This is a genomic window from Rothia sp. HMSC069C04 (assembly GCF_001812895.1).
Lineage (GTDB): Bacteria > Actinomycetota > Actinomycetes > Actinomycetales > Micrococcaceae > Rothia.
Genome location: NZ_KV810762.1, coordinates 183,134 through 204,772, shown reverse-complemented (window position 1 = coordinate 204,772; position 21,639 = coordinate 183,134). Strand labels below are relative to the sequence as shown.

Genomic DNA, 21,639 nt, shown 5'->3' with positions numbered 1-21,639 from the left:
TGAAATCGGCGGCGGGAGCACTCGCAAGAGTGCAAGACTCAAACGAAAATTTCGGAGAGATTCACTTGTTACCCGCAGAACTTTTAGCTACGGAGAATCATTGTGATAACCTGGCAGAGCGATATGGGGTGCCTTGAGACGCCCGCGACCCGCTAACCCGCCCAACTGACCGCCCAACTGACCGCCCAACGAAGGGCTACGGCACAGCGAAGAGCTACAGCACAGCGGGCGCACGAAACGGCGTAATAACACTCAAGGCTGAGAGAATCACCCATTGAACCTGCTCTAGTTCGAACTAGCGAAGGGATTATCGATCATGGCAGAGCAGCCTACCGCGCCCTCGTGCGCACCCACCTCCAACCCCTCGACCCTCTCCAACCCTGCACCCGGCGCGAGCGCCTCCGGAGCATCCGGGGTACCCCAGACAGCTCGGGTGCCGAGGGTTCTCTCCATTGCGGGAACCGACCCCTCCGGCGGTGCAGGTATCCAGGCGGACCTCAAGTCCATTGCCGCATCCGGCGGTTACGGCATGTGTGTGACCACCTCACTGGTCGCCCAAAACACGTGCGGGGTTCGTGAAGTATTCACCCCGCCCCTGGAATTTTTGACCGCGCAGCTTGCCGCCGTTTTTGATGACGTCACGGTTGACGCCGTGAAAATCGGCATGCTCGGCGACGCAGACACGATTCGCACCGTCCGCACCTGGCTGAGCGAGCACCCCGTGCCCCTGGTCGTGCTCGACCCGGTCATGATTGCTTCCAGCGGTGACCGCCTGCTGCAGGCGGAAGCGGAGCAGGCGCTGCGCGACCTCGTGCCGCTCGTGAATGTGATTACCCCGAACATTCCGGAGCTTGCCGTGCTCTGCCAGAAGGAGCCCGCCCAGACCTTTGATGAGGCGCATGAGCAGGCGGCAAACCTTGCGGCGGCGACCGGAACCACCGTGATTGTGAAGGGCGGCCACCTGTGCGGTCAGGACGCCGGTAACACCGCGGTCTTCCCGGACGGCACCTGCGCGCACGTGCGCACCCCGCGTCTGGACAGCCGCAATACGCACGGCACCGGATGCTCCCTGTCCTCCTCGCTGGCAACCCGCCTGGGCGTGGAGCTGCTGCAGCACACCGAAGCCGCAGAATCTTCTGCGGGCGAGAAGAACACTCTGACCAGCGACGATACCCACCGCGCCCTGCAGTGGAGCACCCGCTGGCTCCACGAATCCATCGCCGCAGGTGCCGGATTGCAGGTCGGCTCCGGTGAGGGCCACGGCCCGGTGGATCACGCCGCCCGTGCTCGCCGCCTGGAGGCTGCCGCCTCCGCGTACCCGTGGCATCACCTGCTCGCCACCACCGACTCTGAGGGCAATACTCTGGACGGCACCAGCCCGGAGCGTCTGCTGCCGGTCAGCCCCGTACCCGCCGGTGAAGCCGTCGTAAAGCCCGCCGGTCCCTGGACCGCCGCCCTCTGGGCAGCCGGTGGCGAAACCTGGCACCAGATCCTGGACCTGCCCTTCGTGCGTGCCCTCGGTGACGGAACCCTCGACGAGGACCTGTTCGCCTTCTACCTGGACCAGGACGCCCTCTACCTGCGGGATTATTCGCGTGCGCTCGCGACTCTCTCGGCGCGTGCTGACACCGCTGAGGCGCAGGTGCACTGGGCCGCCGGTGCGCATGAGGCGATTGCCGCCGAATCGCAGCTGCACGAGGGCTGGCTGGCGAACCGTGCGCGTCTGGGTGGGCCCTCACCGATTACGATGGGGTACACGAATTTCCTGCGTGCCTCCGCTGCCGGTGATGATTACGTGGTCGGTGCCGCCGCTATCTTGCCCTGCTACTGGCTGTACGAAGAGGTGGGCGCTGTGCTCTCCTCGCAGAATCACGCGGATCACCCGTACGCGGAGTGGTTGAGCATGTACGGTGGCGAAGAGTTTGCCGCGGATGTGGCGCGTAGCCTCGCGGAGGTGGAGCGTGCGTTTGAGGCGGCTTCACCGGCTCAGCGTGTGCGTGCGGCGCGGGCGTACCTGTCGGCGTGCGTGTACGAGCGTGAGTTCTTTGACCAGGCACACCGGGCACTGCGCTAGAAGACTAGCTCTGCGCTAGATGATAGGTGCCGGTTTTCGGGCTGAATACCGCCCCGGCATGGCGTGAGATGGGTGATTGATGCTTCACTCAAGCTACCACTGGTTCGGGGGTTGTGCCGGTTATGCTTAAGGCGTCGGTGAAAACCGTTAGCGGTAGGATTCCGGCCCTCACCCAACTGGCTGATGTACCTGCCGCGCCCGCACCTCTACGGCGTGTAACCGACCAGTTTGGCCCGTCGCAACCACCTCATCCAACCCCCGCGGCGGGCCAAACACCTTCCTTCTAGCTTTCGCGAAGAATGTTCGGCATAGAAATATCCCGTGCAGATACTCTCATCTGCACGGGATATTTCTATATGTCTAACCGCTGCGAATCAGCCGCCGCGGCTAGTGCATCAGGCTAATGCGTCAGGGAAGGGGAGCTGGGCTAGCTCTGAGTTGCCGAGTTTAGTTCTGACCTGCCGAACCTAGTTCTGATTTATTGAGCTGAGCTCTGAGCCGCCGCTTCGTTCTCCGCATCTTCATTTTTCTCGGTCCGGAACCCCAGCCAGAACGCTCCAGCTGCCAAACACCCGGCAAACCACAGAGAGATACTACCTACCAGCTGATTTATAAGAGCCATCGCAATCACACCGGCGACAAATCCTCCGACCACCAGGGAGTAATCTAAAGCCGTCATCAGAGCACGTCTGCGGGTGCGGCGTTCTTCGTCCTCAGACCGGGCGGGGGAGGTATCCGCTGACGGGTGACGAGCCTCAACACGCCTTCTAACAACACGCTCCCTCCGGGTGCTGCAAGCATTAGCTATAGCACGGGTATAGAGAGCGCCGGCCGTGTACCAGGCGCTTAACATTTTGCGCCAATTTCCGCTGGTCATAAACAGGGAAAACGGGTTCTCACCAATACGGGTGTCTGCAAGTGCATGAATGAGCAGGCCAATAGTGAACGCTAACGCCCCCACCTGAACCCCGTGCTCGCTCACCCGGTGAATCAGAGGAGTCACAAAACAGACGAGGAGGAAGGGCACCAGAGTAAAAATGCGCCAGTGTTTCAGGTGTGCCCTCTGCCCCAAAAGATCGTGCAGAAGATGACCGCCCAGGTACCCCAGGCTAAAGAAAATCACTGAGAGCCAACGCAGGTGAATAGCGTGCTGCGAACTGTGACTCATATCAGCAATGAGAAGGATAAAATTACCGGTCTGCGTGGCAACCAAAGCTTTGTAATGAATATGAGAGAAAACATCTACCGCTCCCCCCAGGGATGCTAGGAGAAGCGCCATAATCCGCCCGTAGCGGCGCGGAGTTGGAATCCTGGAAAGAAAAAGTGCAAAGCGGGTAGTCATCGTGGTCCTCGGTGGTGAAAAAGATCCGGGCATACAAAAACCTCGAGCACCTATGGTACTCGAGGTTTTTGCGGTAGGCACGTAGGCGCCTCAGAAGGTGCAAGGTCTACAGTCTACTTGCTCTCGCCCTTGAGTGCACCCACGAGCGGACCGATCACGTCCATGGGCAGCGGGAAGACCACGGTCGAGTTCTGGTCGGCACCCAGCTCCAGCAGGGTCTGCAGGTAACGCAGCTGCAGGGAAGCGGGGGACTGGCTCAGAATGTCGGATGCTTCCTTCAGCTCGCTGGAGGCCTCCAGCTCACCGCGTGCCGAAATGATCTTTGCACGGCGCTCACGCTCAGCCTCAGCCTCGCGAGCCATGGCGCGCTGCATAGCCTCGGGAATCTCAACGTCCTTGATTTCGACGAGCTCCACCTGAATACCCCACGGCTCGGTGCGCGAACCGATGATGGAACGCAGGTCCTCGTTCAGGTCCTCGCGGTGTGCGAGCAGGGTGTCCAGGTCAACGCGGCCGAGCAGGGAACGCAGGGTAGTCTGCGCGATCTGGCTGGTGGCAATCGGGTAGTTCTCAACCTCAAGCACCGCGTTCTTGGCGTTGGTCACGCGGAAGAGAACCACGGCGTTCACGCGGGCGGGAACGTTGTCCTTGGTGATGACTTCCTGCGGGGGAATGGTCAGGGTGATAACACGCATATCAACGCGCTGCAGGGAGTCAACGAGGGGGAAGACGACGTTCAGGCCGGGCTTCAGCTCCGAACGCAGGTGACCGAAGCGGAAAGAGATGCCACGCTCGTATTCGGGGATGACGCGGAACATACGAATCAGAATAAAAAGAACAATGACGGCAACTGGGATGAGGATAGTTGCCAGAGTGACGGGATCCATGGTTTTCCTTCACAAATATTGGGGGAGGACGGTATGTGTGCCCACCTGCCCGCGCCTCGTACGGTGCAGGTAGTAGGGGGTGCCCGGTACCGGGCTGTGTGTGGGGGAGTTTTGGGAGGGGAATTTTCCGTCCCGGCGTACCTCGCGGCGGTCGGTGCTTTAGCGGCACCCCGCATGGAAAACTCAAAAGAGGAATAAAAGAGAATTCCACACGGGGTGGCCGCCGAAGCTAACAGACGGGACCAATCGACCGGTCAGCCGCCGGAACGGAAAAACTTGTGCAGCGCTACTTCTTCGCCATCTGCTCTGCCAGTTTTTCGGCAGCCTCAACCTCAGCCAGGTTCTGCTCCTGCAGGACCTCATTCGTGGTCTTGTGCAGTCGCTTAACCGAGGTGCCGGTACCGCTCCATGCGGGGCGGTCCGGGTCGAGGGCAGAGGTACGAACCGGCAGGGTTGCCTCCGCAATCATCTGCTTGCGGGTCTGCTCGGTACGGCGCTTACGCTCATTCGACACGCCACCCCACTTCGCCGCGAAACGGTCCATCTTCACGTTCACCGATTCGTCAGCGGTGGATGCGTGAATATGCTTCGGATCGTTCTCGAAGTTCGCGGGGGAACGCATGAGCTTCACGGCCAGCGGGTAGGTCAGCGACAGGCAGACCACCGCGGCGGCACCCTCCACCAGAAGCTCCAGCGGGGAGTGCCAGACGATAGCGGCACCAATCAGCATGACCACGCCCAGCAGCGACACGGCAACCGCCAGCCCGCGGTGGAAACGACCCGACTCGGAGTAGGGCCATTCATCCACTTCGCGGGTGAGCTCGCGGCCGTTCGCCGAGACGGTGCAGCTGTCCTTAATCGGGCAGGTGTTGCACACGCTGGGCTTGGCGCGGTAACGCATCACTCGGTTATCCGAGTCGAATGCGGTCGCCCACAGCCACTGGTCTTCGGGGCAGAGCCACGCGTCGCTCTCTTGGTGGTAGGTGAACCCGAAGGTTCGCGCCGCCACCATGCGCTGGCTGGTGCGCTTGGCGAGAATATCGAAGCCCCAACCCACGGCGACCAGACCGAGCGCGTACACGCAGGCCAGCCACACGAGGAAAGAAACTCCAGCAATCTGCTCAGGCATGGTTAGCCTCGACGATCGCTACGGTAGGGGCTGGTCTGCTCGGGCAGCTCCTCGGCATCCTGAGCGCCGGCGAACTCTGCGATGCGAGCGTCCTCAACCACCTCGTACAGCGGCGGTTCGGGCAGCTCCAGGACGGTTTCCTTAGCGTTCTTGGAGAAAATCTCCTTGATACCCAGCAGCGCCAGCTTAATCAGCGGGATGATGCCGACCAGGAAGATCACGTCACCGGGCATACGCATCCAACCCATCACGGCGGAAGCACCGTCGTGAATGAACGCGAAGGAACGAGCCTCGTAGTAGCCCTCACCCACGGACTTGTACAGCTGAGCAATACCCAGCGGCAGCAGCGAGATGAAGGACATCCACAGCAGACCAATGTTCAGGGTCCAGAAGGAGAACTTCAGACCCTTCTCCGGCCACTTGTTCTCCGGGAGCAGGTAGCGCAGACCAAACACCGCGAACGCAATCGCGAGCATACCGTACACACCCATCATGGAGGCGTGTGCGTGGTTTGCGGTCAGTGCCGTACCAATCTCGAAGTAGGACACGATCGGCAGGTTGATGAGGAAGCCGAACACACCTGCGCCGAGGAAGTTCCAGAAGCCCACAGCAATCAGGAACATAACAGCCCAACGGTGCGGGAAAGGCTTGGTGCGGTTGGAGTACTGGCGAGCACCCAGCTGCATGAAGCCCCACGCCTCAACGGTCAGGAAGGTCAGCGGGATAACCTCAGCAGCCGAGAAGAACGCACCGAATGCCATCTGTTCGGAGGGGGTACCGACGAAGTAGGTGTGGTGCAGAGTACCGATCACACCACCGACGGAGTAGAGCACAGCGTCCATCATGATGATGGAGATCGCGATGCGCTCGCGGACCACACCGAGCAGCACGAAGATGTACGCCACCATGACGGTGGTGAAAAGTTCGAGGAAGTCCTCCACCCAGAGGTGAACCACCCAGAATCGCCAGAATTCGGCGACGGTCACGTGAGTACGCTGACCTGCGAGCAGGCCGACCGCGTAGAACATGGGGATGGCCAGGCCGGAGAAGAGGAACAGCCACGGCAGGGAGGTCTTCTTCGAGCCCTTCAGGCGGGAGGAGAGGGTACGCCAGACGATGACGATCCAGATGAACATACCCGCGGTGAGCAGGATCTGGAAGAATCGCGGCAGGTCCAGGAACTCCCACTGCTGCGAGAAGAAGCCGGTGAGTTCCTTGGGGATGAGGCCCTTCTGAGAGAACCATTCGTTCAGCAGCGAGCCGAGGACCACGAAGACCACGGCGCCGATGAGAACGTAGGTAAGCAGGCCCTGCTTCTTGGGTTCGCGGCGGGTAATCAGCGGGGCGATGAAGATACCGCCCGCCAGGAACGCGCCTGCGGTCCAGAAGAGGGAGAGCTGAAGGTGCCAGGTTCGAGATACCGTGTAGGGCAACAGCTGGCCCATGTCGATACCGAAGAAGCCGGTGAGTTCTTCACGGTAGTGCTCGGTGAGTGCACCCACCAGAGCCTGCAGCAGGAACAGCACCAGGATCGTTGCGAAGAGCAGGCAGGCTGCCTTCTGCGAGGGGGTCAGGCGAACTTCGTCGGGCTGACGGAAGTCGAGGACGGGTGCCTCTTCCGCGTGCCAGCCGATAGCGCGGGACCAGCGGCCGTAGATGGCGAACATCAGACCGGTACCACCGATGAGGGCAATCAGGGAGAGTGCCGACCAGACCATCAGATCCGCGGTGGGCTTGTTGTCCACGTTGGGTTCGGAAGGCCAGTTGTTGGTGTAGGAGTAGGGCTGGTCGGGGCGGTCTGCCGCCGATGCCCATGCGGTCCAGCCGAAGAATGCGACGAGGTCGTGCAGTTCTTCGTCGTTCTTAATGGCGTCGGGGAACAGGCCCTGCGAGGTGTCACCCTTCATGAGGGTTTCACGGTAGTGCTTGAGCATGAGCTGGTAGCCCTTGGTCTCACCAGCGGACCAGGTGATGGTCTTAGTCTGCTCGTCGTACTTGTTCTCCTTGCGCCACTCGTTCTTGACGAGTTCGCGGGGGTCCTGCTTGCCCTGTTCACGGTACTCCTTGACGGCAGCATCGGTGGTCAGGCGCAGGTATTCTGCAGTGTAGTCGGGGCCGAGGTAGGCACCGTGACCGAGCACGGATCCGTACTGCTGCAGGCCGCGTCCCTGGAACAGTTCCTGACCGTGCAGGATCTGTTCTTGGGTTGCGATAGTTTTGCCGTCGTTGCCGACGATTTTATCGGGGAGCGGCATGGAGAGTGCGTAGGTGCGCATTGCAAGGACTGCCATAATGGTGAAGCCCAGGAGCATCACAAACGCAACAGCCTGTACCCAGCCTTTTCCGGCATAGGCACCGACCGTGTCTGAGCGGCGGGCAATCTTTGCTGCCTGCGCACGCGAGACGGGTTTTGTAGCCATAGTGTATGTCTCCAGTGTGCGTGGATTGTGTAGGTGGAGTGGTTCCGACGCACATCCGCTGGAGGGGCGGCTCACTATGTTCAGGGTGAATCGTCCTTGAGGGAGGTGCGACAGCCCACCCTGCTCTCATTTTTGCATATTAAATGCGTATTTACGAAACTTTGCTGACGTATCGTCACAATATGACAGGCGTATTCAGGCATAAAAGCCACAGTTACAAGGCAAAAAAGTTCGAATGTTACGTTGAGGTTGAATCCTTAGCTTCCGTGACTACTTACCAGCCTGCAACGGGGGAACATAGGGCGGAAGCTATGCAGGCTCCCTCAATCAGGACTCTTACTCGGGTTCCTACTCGGGCTTCTACTTGAGCTTCTACCGGAAATCTTGCCGAAATTATTGGTGGGAGGCGCATCCCAGCATGTGGAAGGGGAATGCGGCACCCCTCAGGTTCCTACACTCGGGTGTGGAATAATAAAACTCGGTACTACTAAACACAGTACAAATTTTTTCAGTACAGATTCTGTGCACCCACACGGTGTACCCTCAGAAGGGGCCACTTACCCCGCATCCACGGCGGACCGCCGCCACAGCCCGCAATCTATCGGCACCTCAGGAGAGTTCACGTGCTTCTCTACAAATCCACCCAGAAAGCAGTCACCGGAATCCTGCGCACCGTCTTCCGCGCCCGCGTGACCGGACTCGAAAACTTCCCCGCCACCGGCCCGGTGATTGTCGCCTCCAACCACCTGTCCTTCCTGGACTCCATCATTATTTCCGCCATGATGCCGCGCCGCGTGGCGTTCCTCGCCAAGGCTGAGTACGTGAACACCCCCGGCCCGCGCGGCAAGATGATGAAGGCATTCTTCGAAGCCGTGGACATCATTCCCGTGAACCGCTCCGACCGTTCCGAATCGCTCAAGGCACTCGATATTGCCCTGGAGAAGCTGCAGGAGGGTAAGGTCTTCGGCATTTACCCCGAGGGCACCCGCTCCCGCGACGGCTACCTGTACCGCGGCAAGATTGGTGTGGCGTGGCTGGCGCACATGACCGGCGCGCCCGTGGTTCCGGTTGGTCTGATTGGCACCGACCGCCTGCAGAAGCCCGGCTCGAACATGATTTACCCGCGCCGCTTCACGATTCGTGTGGGCAAGCCGCTCTACTTTGAGAAGACCGGCGAGAAGATGACCGGCAAGCAGCGCCGCGTCACCACCGACACGATCATGAATGAGATTGCTCAGCTGTCCGGTCAGGCACGAAAGCACGAGTACAACGTTTCGCCCTCAGCCGCACGTGACGCAGGCTAGGGCACGCGCCGCCTATACCGCGTAGACTTAAACCGCGCATTCACGCACCGACCCCCGCGCTTTGGGGGAGATGGGTGCAGGATGCGCGGTTTGTCGTATGCGCGAGCCTGGGATGACCCCGGTAGCCCAGCAGTGGCAACCCCGCACCGACCCCCGTAGAGAAGCACCGTCAAGCCCAGTAGAGCGAGGAGAAAGTACCCATGGCAGAGCCTTCCAGCTACCGCCCCGCCCCCGGCGAAATCCCCACCGACCCGGGCGTTTACCGTTTCCGCGATGCCGACGGCCGCGTCATCTACGTGGGCAAGGCGAAGAACCTGCGCAACCGCCTCAACAGCTATTTTGCGTCCCCGCAGACGCTGAGCCCGAAGACCTACGCGATGGTGCATACAGCGGCGAGCGTGGAGTGGACCGTGGTGGCGAGCGAGATGGAATCGCTGCAGCTTGAATACACCTGGATTAAGGAGTTTTCGCCGCGCTTCAACATTGCGTTCCGCGACGATAAGTCGTACCCGTACCTGGCGATTACCGTCAATGACGTGTACCCGCGCGCGATGGTCACTCGCGGCGAGCGCCGTAAGGGCGTGCGCTATTTTGGGCCGTACTCGCAGGCGTGGGCGATTCGTGAAACCCTGGATGCGCTACTGCGCGTTTTCCCGGTGCGTACCTGCACGAACGGCGTGTTCAACCGCGCGAAGAATAGTGGCCGGCCCTGCCTGCTCGGCTATATCGATAAGTGCGCGGCGCCGTGCGTGGGCAAGATTAGCGCCGAGGAGCATCGCGAGTTGGCGCGCGGGCTGACCCGGTTTATGGGTGGTGGCGCTGAGAAGCATATCGCCCAGTTGACCGCAGAAATGAAGGCCGCCGCCGCTGATATGGACTTTGAGCGCGCCGCGATTCTTCGTGACGATATTGCCGCGCTGACTAAGGCGTTTGAGCGTAACGCCGTGGTGCTCGGCGCGACCGTGGATGCTGACCTGTTCGCCTACGCTGAGGACGACCTGGAGGCGTCCGTTCAGGTGTTCTTCGTGCGCGGCGGCAGGATCCGCGGCCAGCGCGGCTGGATCGTGGAGAAGGTCAACGACAGCACCGACGCACAGCTCATCGAGCAGCTCATCGCGCAGGTGTACAGCGATATTGCGGCGAGCCTCGCCTCCCAGAAGGACGCCGAGAAGAGCCTGAACAGCTACGATATTCCGCGTTCCGTGCTCGTGCCGGTGGAGCCCGAGAATAAGGAGCAGCTGGCGTCCTGGCTGGCGGAGGTGCGCGGCGGCCCCGTGGAGATTAGCGTCCCGCAGCGCGGCGACAAGGCAGAACTCATGAAGACGGTTGCCGAGAATGCGCGCCAGTCGCTGACCCTGCACAAGAGTCGCCGTGCGGGCGATTTGACCACCCGCAGCGCCTCCCTCGTGGAGCTGCAGGAAGCGCTGGAACTGCCGGACCCGCTGCTGCGCATCGAGTGCTACGACATTTCGCATGTGCAGGGCACGAACGTGGTTGCCTCCATGGTCGTCTTTGAGGACGGCATGCCCGCGAAGAACGCCTACCGCACCTACAGCATTACCGGCGACGCCGCGCGTGACGATACCGCCAGCATGTACGACGTCATTACGCGCCGCTTCAAGAGGCACCTGGCGCAGCAGGCGGAACGCGAAGCCGCGCCCGTGCACTCCGGCGAGATTGACGCCTCCACACCCGAGCCTGCGAAGTTTGCCTACCCGCCGAACCTGGTGCTCGTGGACGGCGGTCCGCCGCAGGTGGCTGCCGCATCCGCCGCGCTGAGCGACCTGGGCATTACGGACGTGTACGTTGCCGGCATCGCTAAGCGCCTGGAGGAACTGTGGCTGCCGGACGACGACTACCCGGTCGTGCTGCCGCGCACCTCGCAGGCGCTGTACCTGGTGCAGCGCATCCGCGATGAGGCGCACCGTTTCGCTATCACCTTCCACCGTTCTAAGCGCGGTAAGGCGATGGTAGCCTCCGCCCTGGATGAGGTGCCCGGTCTGGGCGAGGTGAAGCGTTCCGCGCTGATTAAGCATTTCGGGTCGGTGGCTCAGATTAAGCAGGCGAGCGCCGAGGAGCTGACGGCGGTGCCGGGTATTGGTCCGGCGTTGGCTCAGAAGATTCTGGCGGCGCTGACCTAATCCTCTGGCTGGCGCTGGCCTAAGTGCCTGCTGGCGCTGACCTAATCCTCTGGCTGGCGCTGGGTGAAGGCCCGCCCGGGGTGTGAACGCAGCACCCCGCCTCGTAATGGCGCTTAACAAACGTGTCATAATTGAAGGAAACCGTCATCATTACGAGCGCGCTATCTTCGCGCGCCCTCAACCAGTAGAGTGGAAACCGTGAGTAATAACCATCTGCGCCTATTCACCAGCGAGTCGGTGACTGAAGGCCACCCCGATAAGATTTGTGACCAGATTTCTGACGCCATCCTTGACGGTATCATCGCCCAGGACCCCGCAGCGAATGTTGCTGTGGAGACCATGGTAACCACCGGTCAGGTGCATGTTGCTGGTGAGGTGACCACCTCCAGCTACGTCGAAATCCCCTCCATCGTGCGCGAGACCATTCTGGGTATCGGCTACGATTCCTCTACCCGCGGCTTCGACGGTGAGTTCTGCGGCGTGTCCGTGTCCATTGGCGAGCAGTCCCCGGACATTAACGCCGGCGTGTACGAGTCCCTCGAGGTTCGTCAGGGCATTGCTGCTGACGAGTACGACCGCCAGGGTGCGGGCGACCAGGGCATCATGTTCGGTTACGCATCCAACGAGACCAACGTGCTGATGCCCGCCCCGATTTGGCTGGCGCACCGCCTCTCTGAGCGTCTGACCAAGGTCCGTAAGGACGGCCTGCTGACCGAGCTGCGCCCCGACGGCAAGACTCAGGTGACCCTCGGCTACGATTCGAACAACGTGCCTGTCTCCGTGGATACCGTGGTTGTTTCGAGCCAGCACACCGCAAGCTACGACCTGGCTGACCTGCGTGCAGACATTGAGAAGCACGTTATCGCGCCGGTTCTGGGTAGCGTCGAGCTGGATTCCTCCAACGCCAAGTTCATTGTGAACCCCGCTGGCCGCTTCGTTCAGGGTGGCCCCGTGGGTGACGCGGGCCTGACCGGCCGCAAGATCATTGTGGACACCTACGGCGGTTCGGCTCGTCACGGTGGTGGCGCGTTCTCCGGTAAGGACCCGTCGAAGGTGGACCGTTCCGCAGCGTACGCAATGCGTTGGGTTGCGAAGAACATTGTGGGTGCCGGTCTTGCCGACCGCGCCGAGGTTCAGGTTGCGTACGCTATCGGCCAGGCAGCGCCGGTCGGTCTGTACGTTGAAACCTTCGGTACCGAGAAGGTCGACCCGATCAAGATTGAGAAGGCTGTGCGTGAGGTCTTCGACCTGCGCCCGCTGGCAATCATTAACGAACTGGATTTGCGCCGCCCGATTTACAAGAAGACCGCAGCTCACGGCCACTTCGGTCGTACCGAGCCGGAATTCACCTGGGAGCGCCTGAACCGCGTGGATGCACTGCGTTCGGCAGTGTCCTCCTCCTAATATCTGTCAGGGTAGAGGAGCACGCAGATTCGGGTGACTCAGAGCAGTTCTGAATCGAACTCTTCGGCACCGTTGGGTGCTCAGCAGGAATCCCTGCAACAGCTTGACCTGTTGCAGGGATTTCCTGCTCTTCGTGATGCCCTGATTCCGGCTGCCCCGGAGCCGGTGAACGTTGCCGCCGAGTTGGAGGCGAGCGGCGTGCCGAACCCTGTGGCGCGTGTGCGCGTGGATAGCACCCTGCCGCAGGTGGACCGCACGTTTGATTATCGTGTGCCCGCTGAGCTGAGTGAGGATGCGGTGCCCGGCGCCCGCGTGCGCGTGCTGTTCAACGGTCACGAGCTGACCGGTTACATTGAGGAGCGCGCCGCCACGACTGATTGGACGCGTACCTCGCTACTACCGCTCAAGTCGGTGCTGTCGCGTGTGCCGTCTGTTGCGCCCGAAATTTTTGCGCTTGCTGAGGCGCTTGCCGACCGTTACGCCTCCACGGTGGCGAACGTGTTGCGCCTGGCGGTGCCGCCGCGTATTGCCGCGCTGGATAAGAAGTACGCGCCGCTTCTGCCGGGTTACGAGTCGGCGTATTTGGGTGATTCTGCCCCGGTAAGTACTTCCAATACCCCCGAGAACACCCCGGAGAACACTCCCGAGATGACCCCGGCGAGCGCGGGGGAGAAGTCGCAGGAAAACGCCCCCGAGAACGCGGCTCTCGAGGCCGCGGAATCTGAGCACACGGCTCCCGAGTCTTCTGCCGTCTCCGCCGCCTCCAGCACTGCCGACCCGTACGCCTGGCTTGCCACTCCCGGCGCGCTCGCACCCTTCGTGCTGGACCCGCCGGCGCTGAACCCGGATGCGCCGGATGCCGCCTCCGTCTTCTCCGATTACGAGAACGGCGCGGAGTTCATTGAGGACGTCGCCGCCGGTGCCGCGACCCGCGCCGTGATGACGGTCCTTCCCGGCCACCTGGAGCACACGTGGGCGGATGTTTTGGCGACCGCACTCGCGGCTGCTGCTGCGAGTGGTCGCGGCGCTATTGCGGTGGTTCCGACCGCTAAGAACCTGGATCTTCTGGAGGCGGCGCTCGCCGAGCGTCTGCCCGCTGATTCGTTTGTGCGTTTGAGTTCTGATTCGACTCCGCATACTCGCTATCACGGGTTTGTGAAGGTGCGTTTGGGGCAGGTGCCGGTGGTGATTGGTACCCGCGCGGCGGCCTACGCGCCGGTGGCGAACCTGGGCCTGGTGGTGTGCTGGGATGACGGCGATTCTTCGCTGGTGGAGCAGCGCGCCCCGTATTGTCATGCCCGCGATGTGTTGCTTCTGCGTGCTTCTGCTGAGAATACTGCGGCGCTGTTTGCCGGGTTCAGTATGAGTAGTGAGGCGGCGCGTCTGGTGCGTACCCGTTGGGCATCTCATGTGCGTGCGCCGCGTGCGTTGGTGCGTGATTATTCGCCGCGTATTTTTTCGACGGGTTCGGAGTTTGAGTTGGCGCGTGACCCGTTGGCGGCGATGGCGCGTATTCCTCACCTGGCGTTTGAGCATGCTCGTCGGGCGTTGGCGCGTGGTCCCGTGTTGGTGCAGGTGGCGCGTAGCGGTTATATTCCGTCGTTTTCGTGTGAGCGTTGCCGCATGCCGGCGCGTTGTGGCGAGTGTAGTGGGCCTTTGTCGGTGGCTTCGGGTTCGTCGGTTCCGTCGTGTTCGTGGTGCGGTCATTTGGCGCAGCAGTGGCGTTGTTCTGAATGCGGTTTTACGCATTGGCGTTATTCGGCGGCGGGTGCGACTCGTACTGCTGAGGAGCTGGGCCGTGCGTTCCCGAATGTTCCGGTGATTTCTTCGGCGGGTGACCATGTGCGGGCGTCGGTTGGTCCTGAGCCTGCGTTGGTGGTGGCGACTCCGGGTGCTGAGCCGGTGGCTTTTGGCGGCTATGCGGCGGCGCTTCTTCTGGATGCCGATAAGATGCTTCGTTTTGATTCGTTGCGTGCCCCGGAGGCGGCGTTGCGTCGCTGGTTGAATGCGGCGGCATTGGTTCGTCCTGCGGCTCTTGAGGGTACGGTGGTGACGACTGCTTCGCCGTCGCCGGTGGAGCAGGCGCTGGTGCGTTGGGATCCGGCGTGGTTTGCTCGTCAGGAGCTGGAGGAGCGCGCTCAGACGGGTCTGCCTCCGGCGGTTCGTACGGCTGCGGTGACCGGTGCGGAGGCGGATGTTCGCGCCTTCATGGAGGAGTTCTTGGGCTCTTCTGCGTTGCCGGAGCGGGTGCGTGAGCAGCTGCGTATTGTGGGCCCGGTTCCTCTGGATCAGGGGTATTTTGCCTGGTCGGAGTCTCTTGAGGAGGATTCTGAGGAGGCGCCGGTTCAGGGCGATTGGCGTACCCTGATGTTCTTCTCGTACGGCATTGCCCAGCACGTGACCCGTGAGTTGCGTGCTACGCGTGCAACGATTGCGGCGTTGAAGAAGAACGTGGGGGAGCGCCCGGTTCAGATTCGCTGTGACGGCTTGGACGTGCTGTGATTTTCTAGTCGTGCTGTAGTGTTCTAGTGAGGGGCGGTTTTTGCCCCGGGTTGGGCGTTGAGCTACGCGGGTTTGCGGGCGCGCTGTGCGCAGAGGCGAGGAGGTGAGAGGCATGTCGAAGGTGCCTCATCTGCTGAAGGGTAGTGCGCTGTCTGATGGTGAGCAGCAACGGCTGGCTGAGTATGCTTCTGCGCATCCGAGAGTGCCCTGCACCGCAAGGGCCAGCACCATGATGCGGCGGTGCTGCTGGTTCACGGTATCGGCTACCAGAATCACGGCGAGACGCTCGCGTATTTTGGCAAGCCGGTGGCGCATAGTGTGCAGACTCTGCTGGCGCTGAACACGGATTCTGTCGCCGCCTCCGAAGAGAACCCTGCTGCAGAGGCTTCTGCGCGGGTTCGTGTTGAGGTGATTCCTGACGGTGATACCTTCCCGCCTGCCGCCGAGGTGAACCCGCTGAGCCACCACAGCGAGTTGACGTATTCGTTGACGATTGAGCGCACGGAGTACCCTGCCGACCCCGCTGACTCGGTTGAGGAAAGCCCGCAGGTTGAAGAGAACTCCGCGCAGGAAGAACTCGCCGAAGCCTCCGAGCCCAAAGAATCTACAAGAATCAGTCTGCCGAAAATTGAACTTCCGAAGGTTGAGTTGCCCAAAGTGGAGTTACCCAAGGTGGAACTGCCTAAAGTGGAGCTCCCTAAGATTGAGCTGCCGAAAATTGAGCTTCCCAAGGTAGAGCTCCCGAACATCGATTTCCCGAATATCGAGCTGCCGAACCTTGAGCTTCCGCACCTGCCTCAGCCGAAGCCGCGCCCGGTTCGCACGGTCACTCGCCGCAGCCTCCTTTTTCAGGAGGGCTTCTGGCGGCCCAGACATTACCGCCCGTTGAAGGAGCATTTGCCCTGGTTGGCGTCGGTTTTGCCGCTGTTTTTGATGTTCTGCTTCTACTATGAGCGCCCCGGCGCGACCTGGCGTGAGCGTGCCGGGCACCTGTTGCGTTCTACGGCGCGGTTTGTGAACGTAGCGCTGTGGCTGGTGCTGGCGGCTATGGCGCTCATGACGTTCCGCGATGCTTTTGTGGCGTCCCTGGGCACTCCGCAGGGTGCATTTATGGGTCTGGCGGCGGCACTCGGCCTGGGTATTGTGGGCTGGGTTTTGGCTCGTCGTGCCCGTGAGCTGTGGGCGCTGGTGAAGGCTATTCCGACGCAGCTGATTCAGACGGCAACCAGCCCGGAGTCGCGCGATTTGGAGCGTATTTATGCGCGTCTGGATCGTCAGCTGGACGATTTGAGTTCCCGTAGCGATGCGGTGGGCATTATTGCTCATTCGCAGGGCGGGTATTTGAGCTATGAGTTGCTGCGTCGTCGTGCGGCGGCGGGTAAGAAGCCGATTCGTTTCTTCTACGGCCTGGGTAGTGGCGTGGTCCCGATTAGCATTATCGCTAGTGACCGCAACGACATTCCGGGGCACCTGGATGCTGCGGGCGGCTACCGTAACCGCTCCATGCTGCTGTGGGTGAGCGCGGTCGCGGCGTTCTCCTGGCTGGTGGAGGCGTCCCTGCTGTTTGGCCCGTACCGTTCGCTACTGCACTATGCGATGCTGGTACCCCTGGCGTTGAGTGTGGTGCCGCTGGTTGTGAGCGTGCCGGGTACCTTCAAGGGTAGGGCGCGTATTGGCCGCAAGAGTGCCCGGGACAGCGCCTCCGAAACTCCCTCCGCAAAGAGTCCGGCTGATGTGCGTCTGGCGGATGCGCGCCTGGTCAACCCGTACGGCACACGCGCCTACGTGAAATGGCTGATTCCGTTGCTCTTCGTGCACGGCGTTTTCATGCTGTACGCGGTGTTCATGCTGCTGCTGGCTCAGTTGCGTGTTGAGGGCGCGGTCCCTGAGCTGACCGCCGCCTCCGTGGCGTTTTGGGGCGCGCTGATTCTGGTGCTCATGATGTCGGTGCGTAGCGCCTGCCACCTGTATGTGCGCGCCTACGCGCCGATGCTGCAGGATCTTGATGTGGCTGACCGGTGCGAGATTTCCGCTCGTGGTGACAGTATTGGTAGGTCGAATATTACTCAGCCCGCCGATGTAGACGTCAGCTTTGTGACCCTGCCGGGCCCGTCGGTGAATAGTCACATGCAGTATTTTGATGCGTGCTCGCCGGTGCCGTTGATGCTTGCGCACCGTCTGGTGCCGCACATGATGCCGGCGGGTGAGCAGGCGCAGAAAGCGGCGGCTTTCACCGATATTGGTGCGGAACTGAACCGCGGTTTTGCGCGCGTGAAGAAGTGGATGCGCACCATGCATTACGGGCTGTATGCGGTGCTTCTGCTGATGCTGTCGGTGCTACTGAATGTGGCGTCGCCGGTGAGCCTGTCCGCGTTGACGGGACTTGATACGTCGCACCTACATTCGGAGGGTTTTGACCGTCTGGTGGCGGATGCTCAGCAGCTGCGTGAGCAGGCGGGTTCTTCGGATCTGCTGCTGTGGATTCTGGTCGGCATTTTTGTGGTGGAGGCGCTGCTGATGATGGTGCTTTCGCCGTGGACTCAGCGGCGTTTGCAGCGTGCGTTCATGATGCGCAAGGTGGACCGCACGGGTCAGCTGAGCGAGTTCAATCCTTTGCCGATGGTGACGGCTCTTCTGGGTCTTGACGGTGAGGATGAAGACGCTGAGGATGCAGAGGAACATAACCTCGCAGGGGAGAAAAAGCAGGAGAGTAAAGCAGGGCAGAGCGCTGTAGTTTAGGGTGCTTAGGCGGTGCCGTTGGAAGGGCACCCCAGAATTTTTATGCATTCGTGTGCACCTAAGATTTGTTGGGGTTTGGCTGATTCTAATTGGCGTAGTCTCCGTATCCACGGTAATATATTCAGCACTGCGGATACTATTTCGGCGCTTGTCGAGGTGGTGTTGGCAGTATCTATCACTCAACTTCGCGTACGCTTCACAACCGTGCGCACCAACGAAAGATGAATACTGGTGACTCAGACTATGATCGCCCCCGCATACGAACCTGCATGCGGCGGGTCTGCTTCTGTACACAATTACGGCGTCATGCACCCGGACCCCGTGTTGCTTTCCGACATGACCAGCGCAGAACGAGGAGCTGTTTACCGCTACTTGGCGCGCTTCGCTGAGCTGGATGACGCAAAGATTTTCTACGCGTACGGTCACGCTTACGAGCTGGCTCGTAAGGATGCCGAGCGCGGTCTCTACGCAACTATGGCGTAGCCTGCACAATTAGTTTTTAGAAATGCTGCTGCACTCTTTATGGGTGCGGCAGCATTTCTGCTTTTCGGGCTGGCTTTCACGCTGGCTTTCGGGCAGGTTTCAGTTCGGTTGGAGACTCGGCGGTCCCATGCCGCTATGATGCCCCTGATTTCTTCCTGACAACCGGGAACATGTCCACTATGGGGGCGTTCCCTGATGGTTCTTGAACATTGATTAGCTCTTGGGTAGTTTAGAGGTATCACAACCACTACTGCGAAGAGACTTCCGATGATCTCCGTAGGTTCTTTTCGCGGTGTTGCCTCCGGTAGCGTCTGCATTGTTGCGGCGCTGCCCTAAGAAACGCCCTAAGGAAAGGTACTCACCGATGAGTTTCACCAATATCACCTCTGATTACGAGCCCGAGTTCGGTAGTTCGGCACCGAGCCGCGACAACGGTATTACCCACCCGGACCCTGTTCTGCTGTCCTCGATGACGAAGGCTCAGCGTGGCGCGGTGTGCCGCTACCTGGCTCGATTTGCTGAGCTGGATGACGCGAAGATTTTCTACGCGTACGGTCACGCGGATGAGCTGGCTGCGAAGGAAGCAGCTCGTACCGGTAGCTTTACTGCGGTCTAAGGATCTCTGCTCCGGTGCGATGCGGTGAGGCTGCACCTTCCGGATGCGCCCTCAGGGTGCCCGAGCTCTGCGAGGGCGGGTTCCCTGCGTCGGCGCGGAGGAAGTGTGTAGCGAACCGCCGCTGTACATCATTGCCGTAAGCCGTACGCACCTACCGGCAACCATGAATTGAATACGAGAATGCCGCCGCACCCTCCCGAGAACCGGGGGAGTACGGCGGCATTTCTTTGCCCAACGCAGGCTCTAGAGCCCGCGCACGACCTCCAGCAGTTTGAGTGCCGAGTCGCGCCAGGAGTAGCGGCGCACATCCGACAGGCCGTCAATGATCACGCGCTCGCGAACGGCGGTGTCCTCCAGGGAACGGATTGCCTTCACCCAATCGGCGGCGTGCGCCTCCGGGGCACCGTCAACCGGCGCGAACACGGCGTGCGGCGCAATCTCACGGAAAATCGGGATGTCACTAATCACCGCGGGGCAACCGGCAGCCTGAGCCTCGACCACGGGCAGGCCGTAACCCTCCTCGCGGGAGGCAGTCACCAGGGCGTGCGCCTGGCGGAGCAGCTGCTGGTACTCCTCGTCGCTCACGCCGTTGTGCACCTCCACGTTCTCACCGATGAGGCGCTCGTCGGTGAGTTGCACCAGACGCTGCGGCGGCATCTTCGACAGCAGGTGCAGGCGGTAATCCGGCAGGGAACGCATCGCCAGCAGCAGGGTTTCCACGTTCTTATACGGCATGAACGAACCCATGTACACCAGGTGCTTGACGGGCTGCTCTTCGCGGGTGGTGGCGCGTTCCAGCGCGGTCTGGCGGGATACGACGCTGCCGGGCTGCGGGGCGTTGGGCACCACGAACAGCGGCTTGGTGGTCAGCTCGTGCTCACGAATCAGTGAGGCGGTCGACTCAGAAACCGTCACGACCGCGTCGCCGTGATTGAGCAGGAAGCGCTGCGGGGTGTAGGTCTTGTGGAAGAGCCTCCAGCCCACGCGCACCGGTGCGGGCAGGAACCCGGGCGGGGTCGGGTGCGAGTAGTAGATCAGGTCGTGCAGGGTGAGGATCAGCTTGAATTTGCGTCCGGTGGAGCCGATGGTCTGCATGGGGGAGAACACCACGTCCGGCGCGTACTTGTTCAGCTGCAGTGCGGCGGTCGGTTCGAGCGGGCCGGTGGGCGAGCAGATTTTCACGTGCGGCAAGTCGGGCAGCATGTCCAGCTGACGCTCATCGCTGATAATCATGGTCAGGTCGAGGTCGGCGGCGGCTTCGTCACCGGTGTCAATGAGGGTTTTGAGCGCGCCCAGCAGGGAGGCGGTGTAGCGGCTGATGCCGTCGTGGAAGCCGATACGGGTGTATCGGGCGTCAACCATGAGTTTCATGTTGGTTCCTTACTTCTCGTTCCCTGAGTGGCCGGCGGCAAAATCGGCGATGAGTTCCGCGGCCAGGTGCGGGGTTTCGTAGTGGATGAGGTGCCCGACTTCAGGGATCATGTCCAGGCGCTCGCGGGCGCCGGACGAAGACGCGGGTAGATTGCGGGAATCAGGCAGGTCGCGGGAGGTCAGCGTCGCGTACATGGCGCGAGCTGTTTCGGGGGTGCCCAGGTCGTCGTCTTCGGCGACGAGCATTTGCACCGGCACCCGGATGGCGGCGGCGTATTCGGCGGCGGTGTGCGTAATGGACGCTTCGTAGGCGCTGAGCACTCCGCGGCGGGAGCCGAAGGAGCCGAAGTAGGCGGCGTGCTGGCCGTTGATGAAGCGGCGCATTGCCTTGTCTTTGGTGCGCATCATGACTTCGCTGGAGGCGCGGGTAATCAGCTGCGAACGCAGCAGCGGGTAGCCGATTTTTTCGGGGAGTGCCGCGCCGGCGCGGTAGTAGAGGGAGGCGAGGCGCGAGGCGACGCGCTGGCTGCCTTCGAGGGCGGGTTCGCTAATCGGGTTGATGAGCGAGAGGAGCGCGAGCGAGTTCGGGTGTGCGGCGGCGAAGGCGCTGGTGACGATGGAGCCGAAGGAGTGGCCGACCACGTGCAGCGGCAGGCGCTGTGCATCCTCACGGGCGGGGTTGGTGTGCTTCACAAAGTCGTTTAGCCACGCCACGTACGCGTTGATGTTGTCTTCGCCCTGAGCGTTTTCGTCCCGAGTGTTTTTGCCCTGAGTGCCTTCGGGCAGGTCTGCGGAGCGGCCAAAGCCGGGCAGGTCGGGGCTGATAATGCTGACGTTCGGGATAAGCTTCAGCAGGTAGTTCGCGATGATTTCCAGGCCGTGGTGGTCGCCGCGGAAGCCGTGCACGAGCAGCACGGGGTAGGAGCCTTCGGGGAAGAGCCCAGCGTTCATGCCTTTGCCGTACTGCCAGTAGCGGGTCATAACCGCCTGCGCGCCGTCACCAATGAGGGCGTCGTGGCGGGTGCCGGGAATGAGCGGTCCGGGCACACCCTCAAGAACTGAGGTGTTGGGAGAGTCCGGGGTAACGGTGGAGGTCATGGGTACCTTTCGCGGGTTGGGTACTGGGACGGCAAAGTCCCGTTCTTAATTCTAGGGGAGAAGCCTGAAAGGGCTCTGAAACCCGCCTGCCGCATCGGTGGTTGGGCGTGTGATTGCGCAGGTGGTCGG

14 protein-coding genes and 1 riboswitch are annotated in these 21,639 nt (G+C 61.4%); of the genes, 8 read left to right on the top strand and 6 right to left on the bottom strand.

Annotated features, from left to right (window positions below; genetic code table 11):
- Positions 1-114 precede the first annotated feature (114 nt).
- A riboswitch (TPP riboswitch) is annotated at positions 115-325 on the top strand.
- Positions 317-2,074 carry a bifunctional hydroxymethylpyrimidine kinase/phosphomethylpyrimidine kinase gene (locus HMPREF2879_RS08405; protein WP_246822941.1) on the top strand — a complete coding sequence of 586 codons (1,758 nt, stop codon included), beginning with the start codon at positions 317-319 and terminating at the stop codon, positions 2,072-2,074. Its footprint overlaps the riboswitch before it by 9 nt.
- Positions 2,075-2,552: 478 nt before the next feature.
- Here the strand turns inward: HMPREF2879_RS08405 and HMPREF2879_RS08400 are convergent, their stop codons facing one another.
- The 4 genes from HMPREF2879_RS08400 to HMPREF2879_RS08385 all read right to left on the bottom strand — a co-directional run bounded on the left by HMPREF2879_RS08400 (position 2,553) and on the right by HMPREF2879_RS08385 (position 7,852).
- A complete protein-coding gene (locus HMPREF2879_RS08400; protein WP_070635272.1) occupies positions 2,553-3,416 on the bottom strand; it encodes a YoaK family protein in 864 nt (287 codons plus the stop codon).
- Between the two features lie 113 nt (positions 3,417-3,529).
- Positions 3,530-4,303: a slipin family protein gene (locus HMPREF2879_RS08395; protein WP_005506196.1), complete on the bottom strand. Its 774-nt coding sequence runs from the start codon at positions 4,301-4,303 to the stop codon at positions 3,530-3,532.
- A 286-nt stretch (positions 4,304-4,589) separates the two neighbouring features.
- Positions 4,590-5,432 (bottom strand): transposase, encoded by an 843-nt coding sequence (locus tag HMPREF2879_RS08390; protein ID WP_070635270.1) that lies wholly within the window; start codon positions 5,430-5,432, stop codon positions 4,590-4,592.
- A 2-nt stretch (positions 5,433-5,434) separates the two neighbouring features.
- Complete coding sequence (locus HMPREF2879_RS08385) at positions 5,435-7,852, bottom strand: nitric-oxide reductase large subunit (RefSeq protein ID WP_070635268.1); 2,418 nt, start codon at positions 7,850-7,852, stop codon at positions 5,435-5,437.
- Positions 7,853-8,475: 623 nt separating this feature from the next.
- Between HMPREF2879_RS08385 and HMPREF2879_RS08380 the strand changes: the two genes are divergently transcribed.
- The 7 genes from HMPREF2879_RS08380 to HMPREF2879_RS08350 all read left to right on the top strand — a co-directional run bounded on the left by HMPREF2879_RS08380 (position 8,476) and on the right by HMPREF2879_RS08350 (position 19,041).
- On the top strand, positions 8,476-9,156 hold the full coding sequence (locus HMPREF2879_RS08380; protein WP_049359481.1) for a lysophospholipid acyltransferase family protein: 681 nt from the start codon (positions 8,476-8,478) through the stop codon (positions 9,154-9,156).
- Positions 9,157-9,356: 200 nt separating this feature from the next.
- Positions 9,357-11,297, top strand: a complete 1,941-nt coding sequence (gene uvrC / locus HMPREF2879_RS08375) for an excinuclease ABC subunit UvrC (RefSeq protein ID WP_005506184.1) — start codon at positions 9,357-9,359, stop codon at positions 11,295-11,297.
- Between the two features lie 198 nt (positions 11,298-11,495).
- Positions 11,496-12,701, top strand: a complete 1,206-nt coding sequence (gene metK, locus HMPREF2879_RS08370) for a methionine adenosyltransferase (protein ID WP_005506182.1) — start codon at positions 11,496-11,498, stop codon at positions 12,699-12,701.
- A gap of 33 nt (positions 12,702-12,734) precedes the next feature.
- Positions 12,735-15,203, top strand: coding sequence for a primosomal protein N' family DNA-binding protein (locus HMPREF2879_RS08365; RefSeq protein ID WP_070635266.1), 2,469 nt, complete (start codon positions 12,735-12,737; stop codon positions 15,201-15,203).
- A 240-nt stretch (positions 15,204-15,443) separates the two neighbouring features.
- A complete protein-coding gene (locus HMPREF2879_RS08360) occupies positions 15,444-17,942 on the top strand; it encodes an aconitase (RefSeq protein ID WP_246822940.1) in 2,499 nt (832 codons plus the stop codon).
- A 231-nt stretch (positions 17,943-18,173) separates the two neighbouring features.
- Entirely contained in the window at positions 18,174-18,425 is a 252-nt protein-coding gene (locus tag HMPREF2879_RS08355) for a hypothetical protein (protein WP_049327135.1), read from the top strand.
- A gap of 364 nt (positions 18,426-18,789) precedes the next feature.
- A complete protein-coding gene (locus HMPREF2879_RS08350; RefSeq protein WP_070592960.1) occupies positions 18,790-19,041 on the top strand; it encodes a DNA mismatch repair protein in 252 nt (83 codons plus the stop codon).
- A 243-nt stretch (positions 19,042-19,284) separates the two neighbouring features.
- Here HMPREF2879_RS08350 and HMPREF2879_RS08345 read toward each other — a convergent pair whose 3' ends face one another.
- Positions 19,285-20,412 carry a glycosyltransferase family 4 protein gene (locus tag HMPREF2879_RS08345; protein WP_005509133.1) on the bottom strand — a complete coding sequence of 376 codons (1,128 nt, stop codon included), beginning with the start codon at positions 20,410-20,412 and terminating at the stop codon, positions 19,285-19,287.
- A 9-nt stretch (positions 20,413-20,421) separates the two neighbouring features.
- Entirely contained in the window at positions 20,422-21,510 is a 1,089-nt protein-coding gene (locus HMPREF2879_RS08340) for an alpha/beta fold hydrolase (RefSeq protein ID WP_070635264.1), read from the bottom strand.
- Positions 21,511-21,639: the final 129 nt, after the last annotated feature.

Excerpts from the sequence above, each read along its gene's own strand:
- HMPREF2879_RS08390 (WP_070635270.1), bottom strand. The coding sequence starts at position 5,432 with ATGCCTGAGCAGATTGCTGGAGTTTCTTTCCTCGTGTGGCTGGCCTGC.
- uvrC (WP_005506184.1), top strand. The coding sequence starts at position 9,357 with ATGGCAGAGCCTTCCAGCTACCGCCCCGCCCCCGGCGAAATCCCCACC.
- HMPREF2879_RS08340 (WP_070635264.1), bottom strand. The coding sequence starts at position 21,510 with ATGACCTCCACCGTTACCCCGGACTCTCCCAACACCTCAGTTCTTGAG.
- HMPREF2879_RS08345 (WP_005509133.1), bottom strand. The coding sequence starts at position 20,412 with ATGAAACTCATGGTTGACGCCCGATACACCCGTATCGGCTTCCACGAC.
- HMPREF2879_RS08400 (WP_070635272.1), bottom strand. The coding sequence starts at position 3,416 with ATGACTACCCGCTTTGCACTTTTTCTTTCCAGGATTCCAACTCCGCGC.
- HMPREF2879_RS08385 (WP_070635268.1), bottom strand. The coding sequence starts at position 7,852 with ATGGCTACAAAACCCGTCTCGCGTGCGCAGGCAGCAAAGATTGCCCGC.
- HMPREF2879_RS08405 (WP_246822941.1), top strand. The coding sequence starts at position 317 with ATGGCAGAGCAGCCTACCGCGCCCTCGTGCGCACCCACCTCCAACCCC.
- HMPREF2879_RS08395 (WP_005506196.1), bottom strand. The coding sequence starts at position 4,303 with ATGGATCCCGTCACTCTGGCAACTATCCTCATCCCAGTTGCCGTCATT.
- HMPREF2879_RS08350 (WP_070592960.1), top strand. The coding sequence starts at position 18,790 with ATGAGTTTCACCAATATCACCTCTGATTACGAGCCCGAGTTCGGTAGT.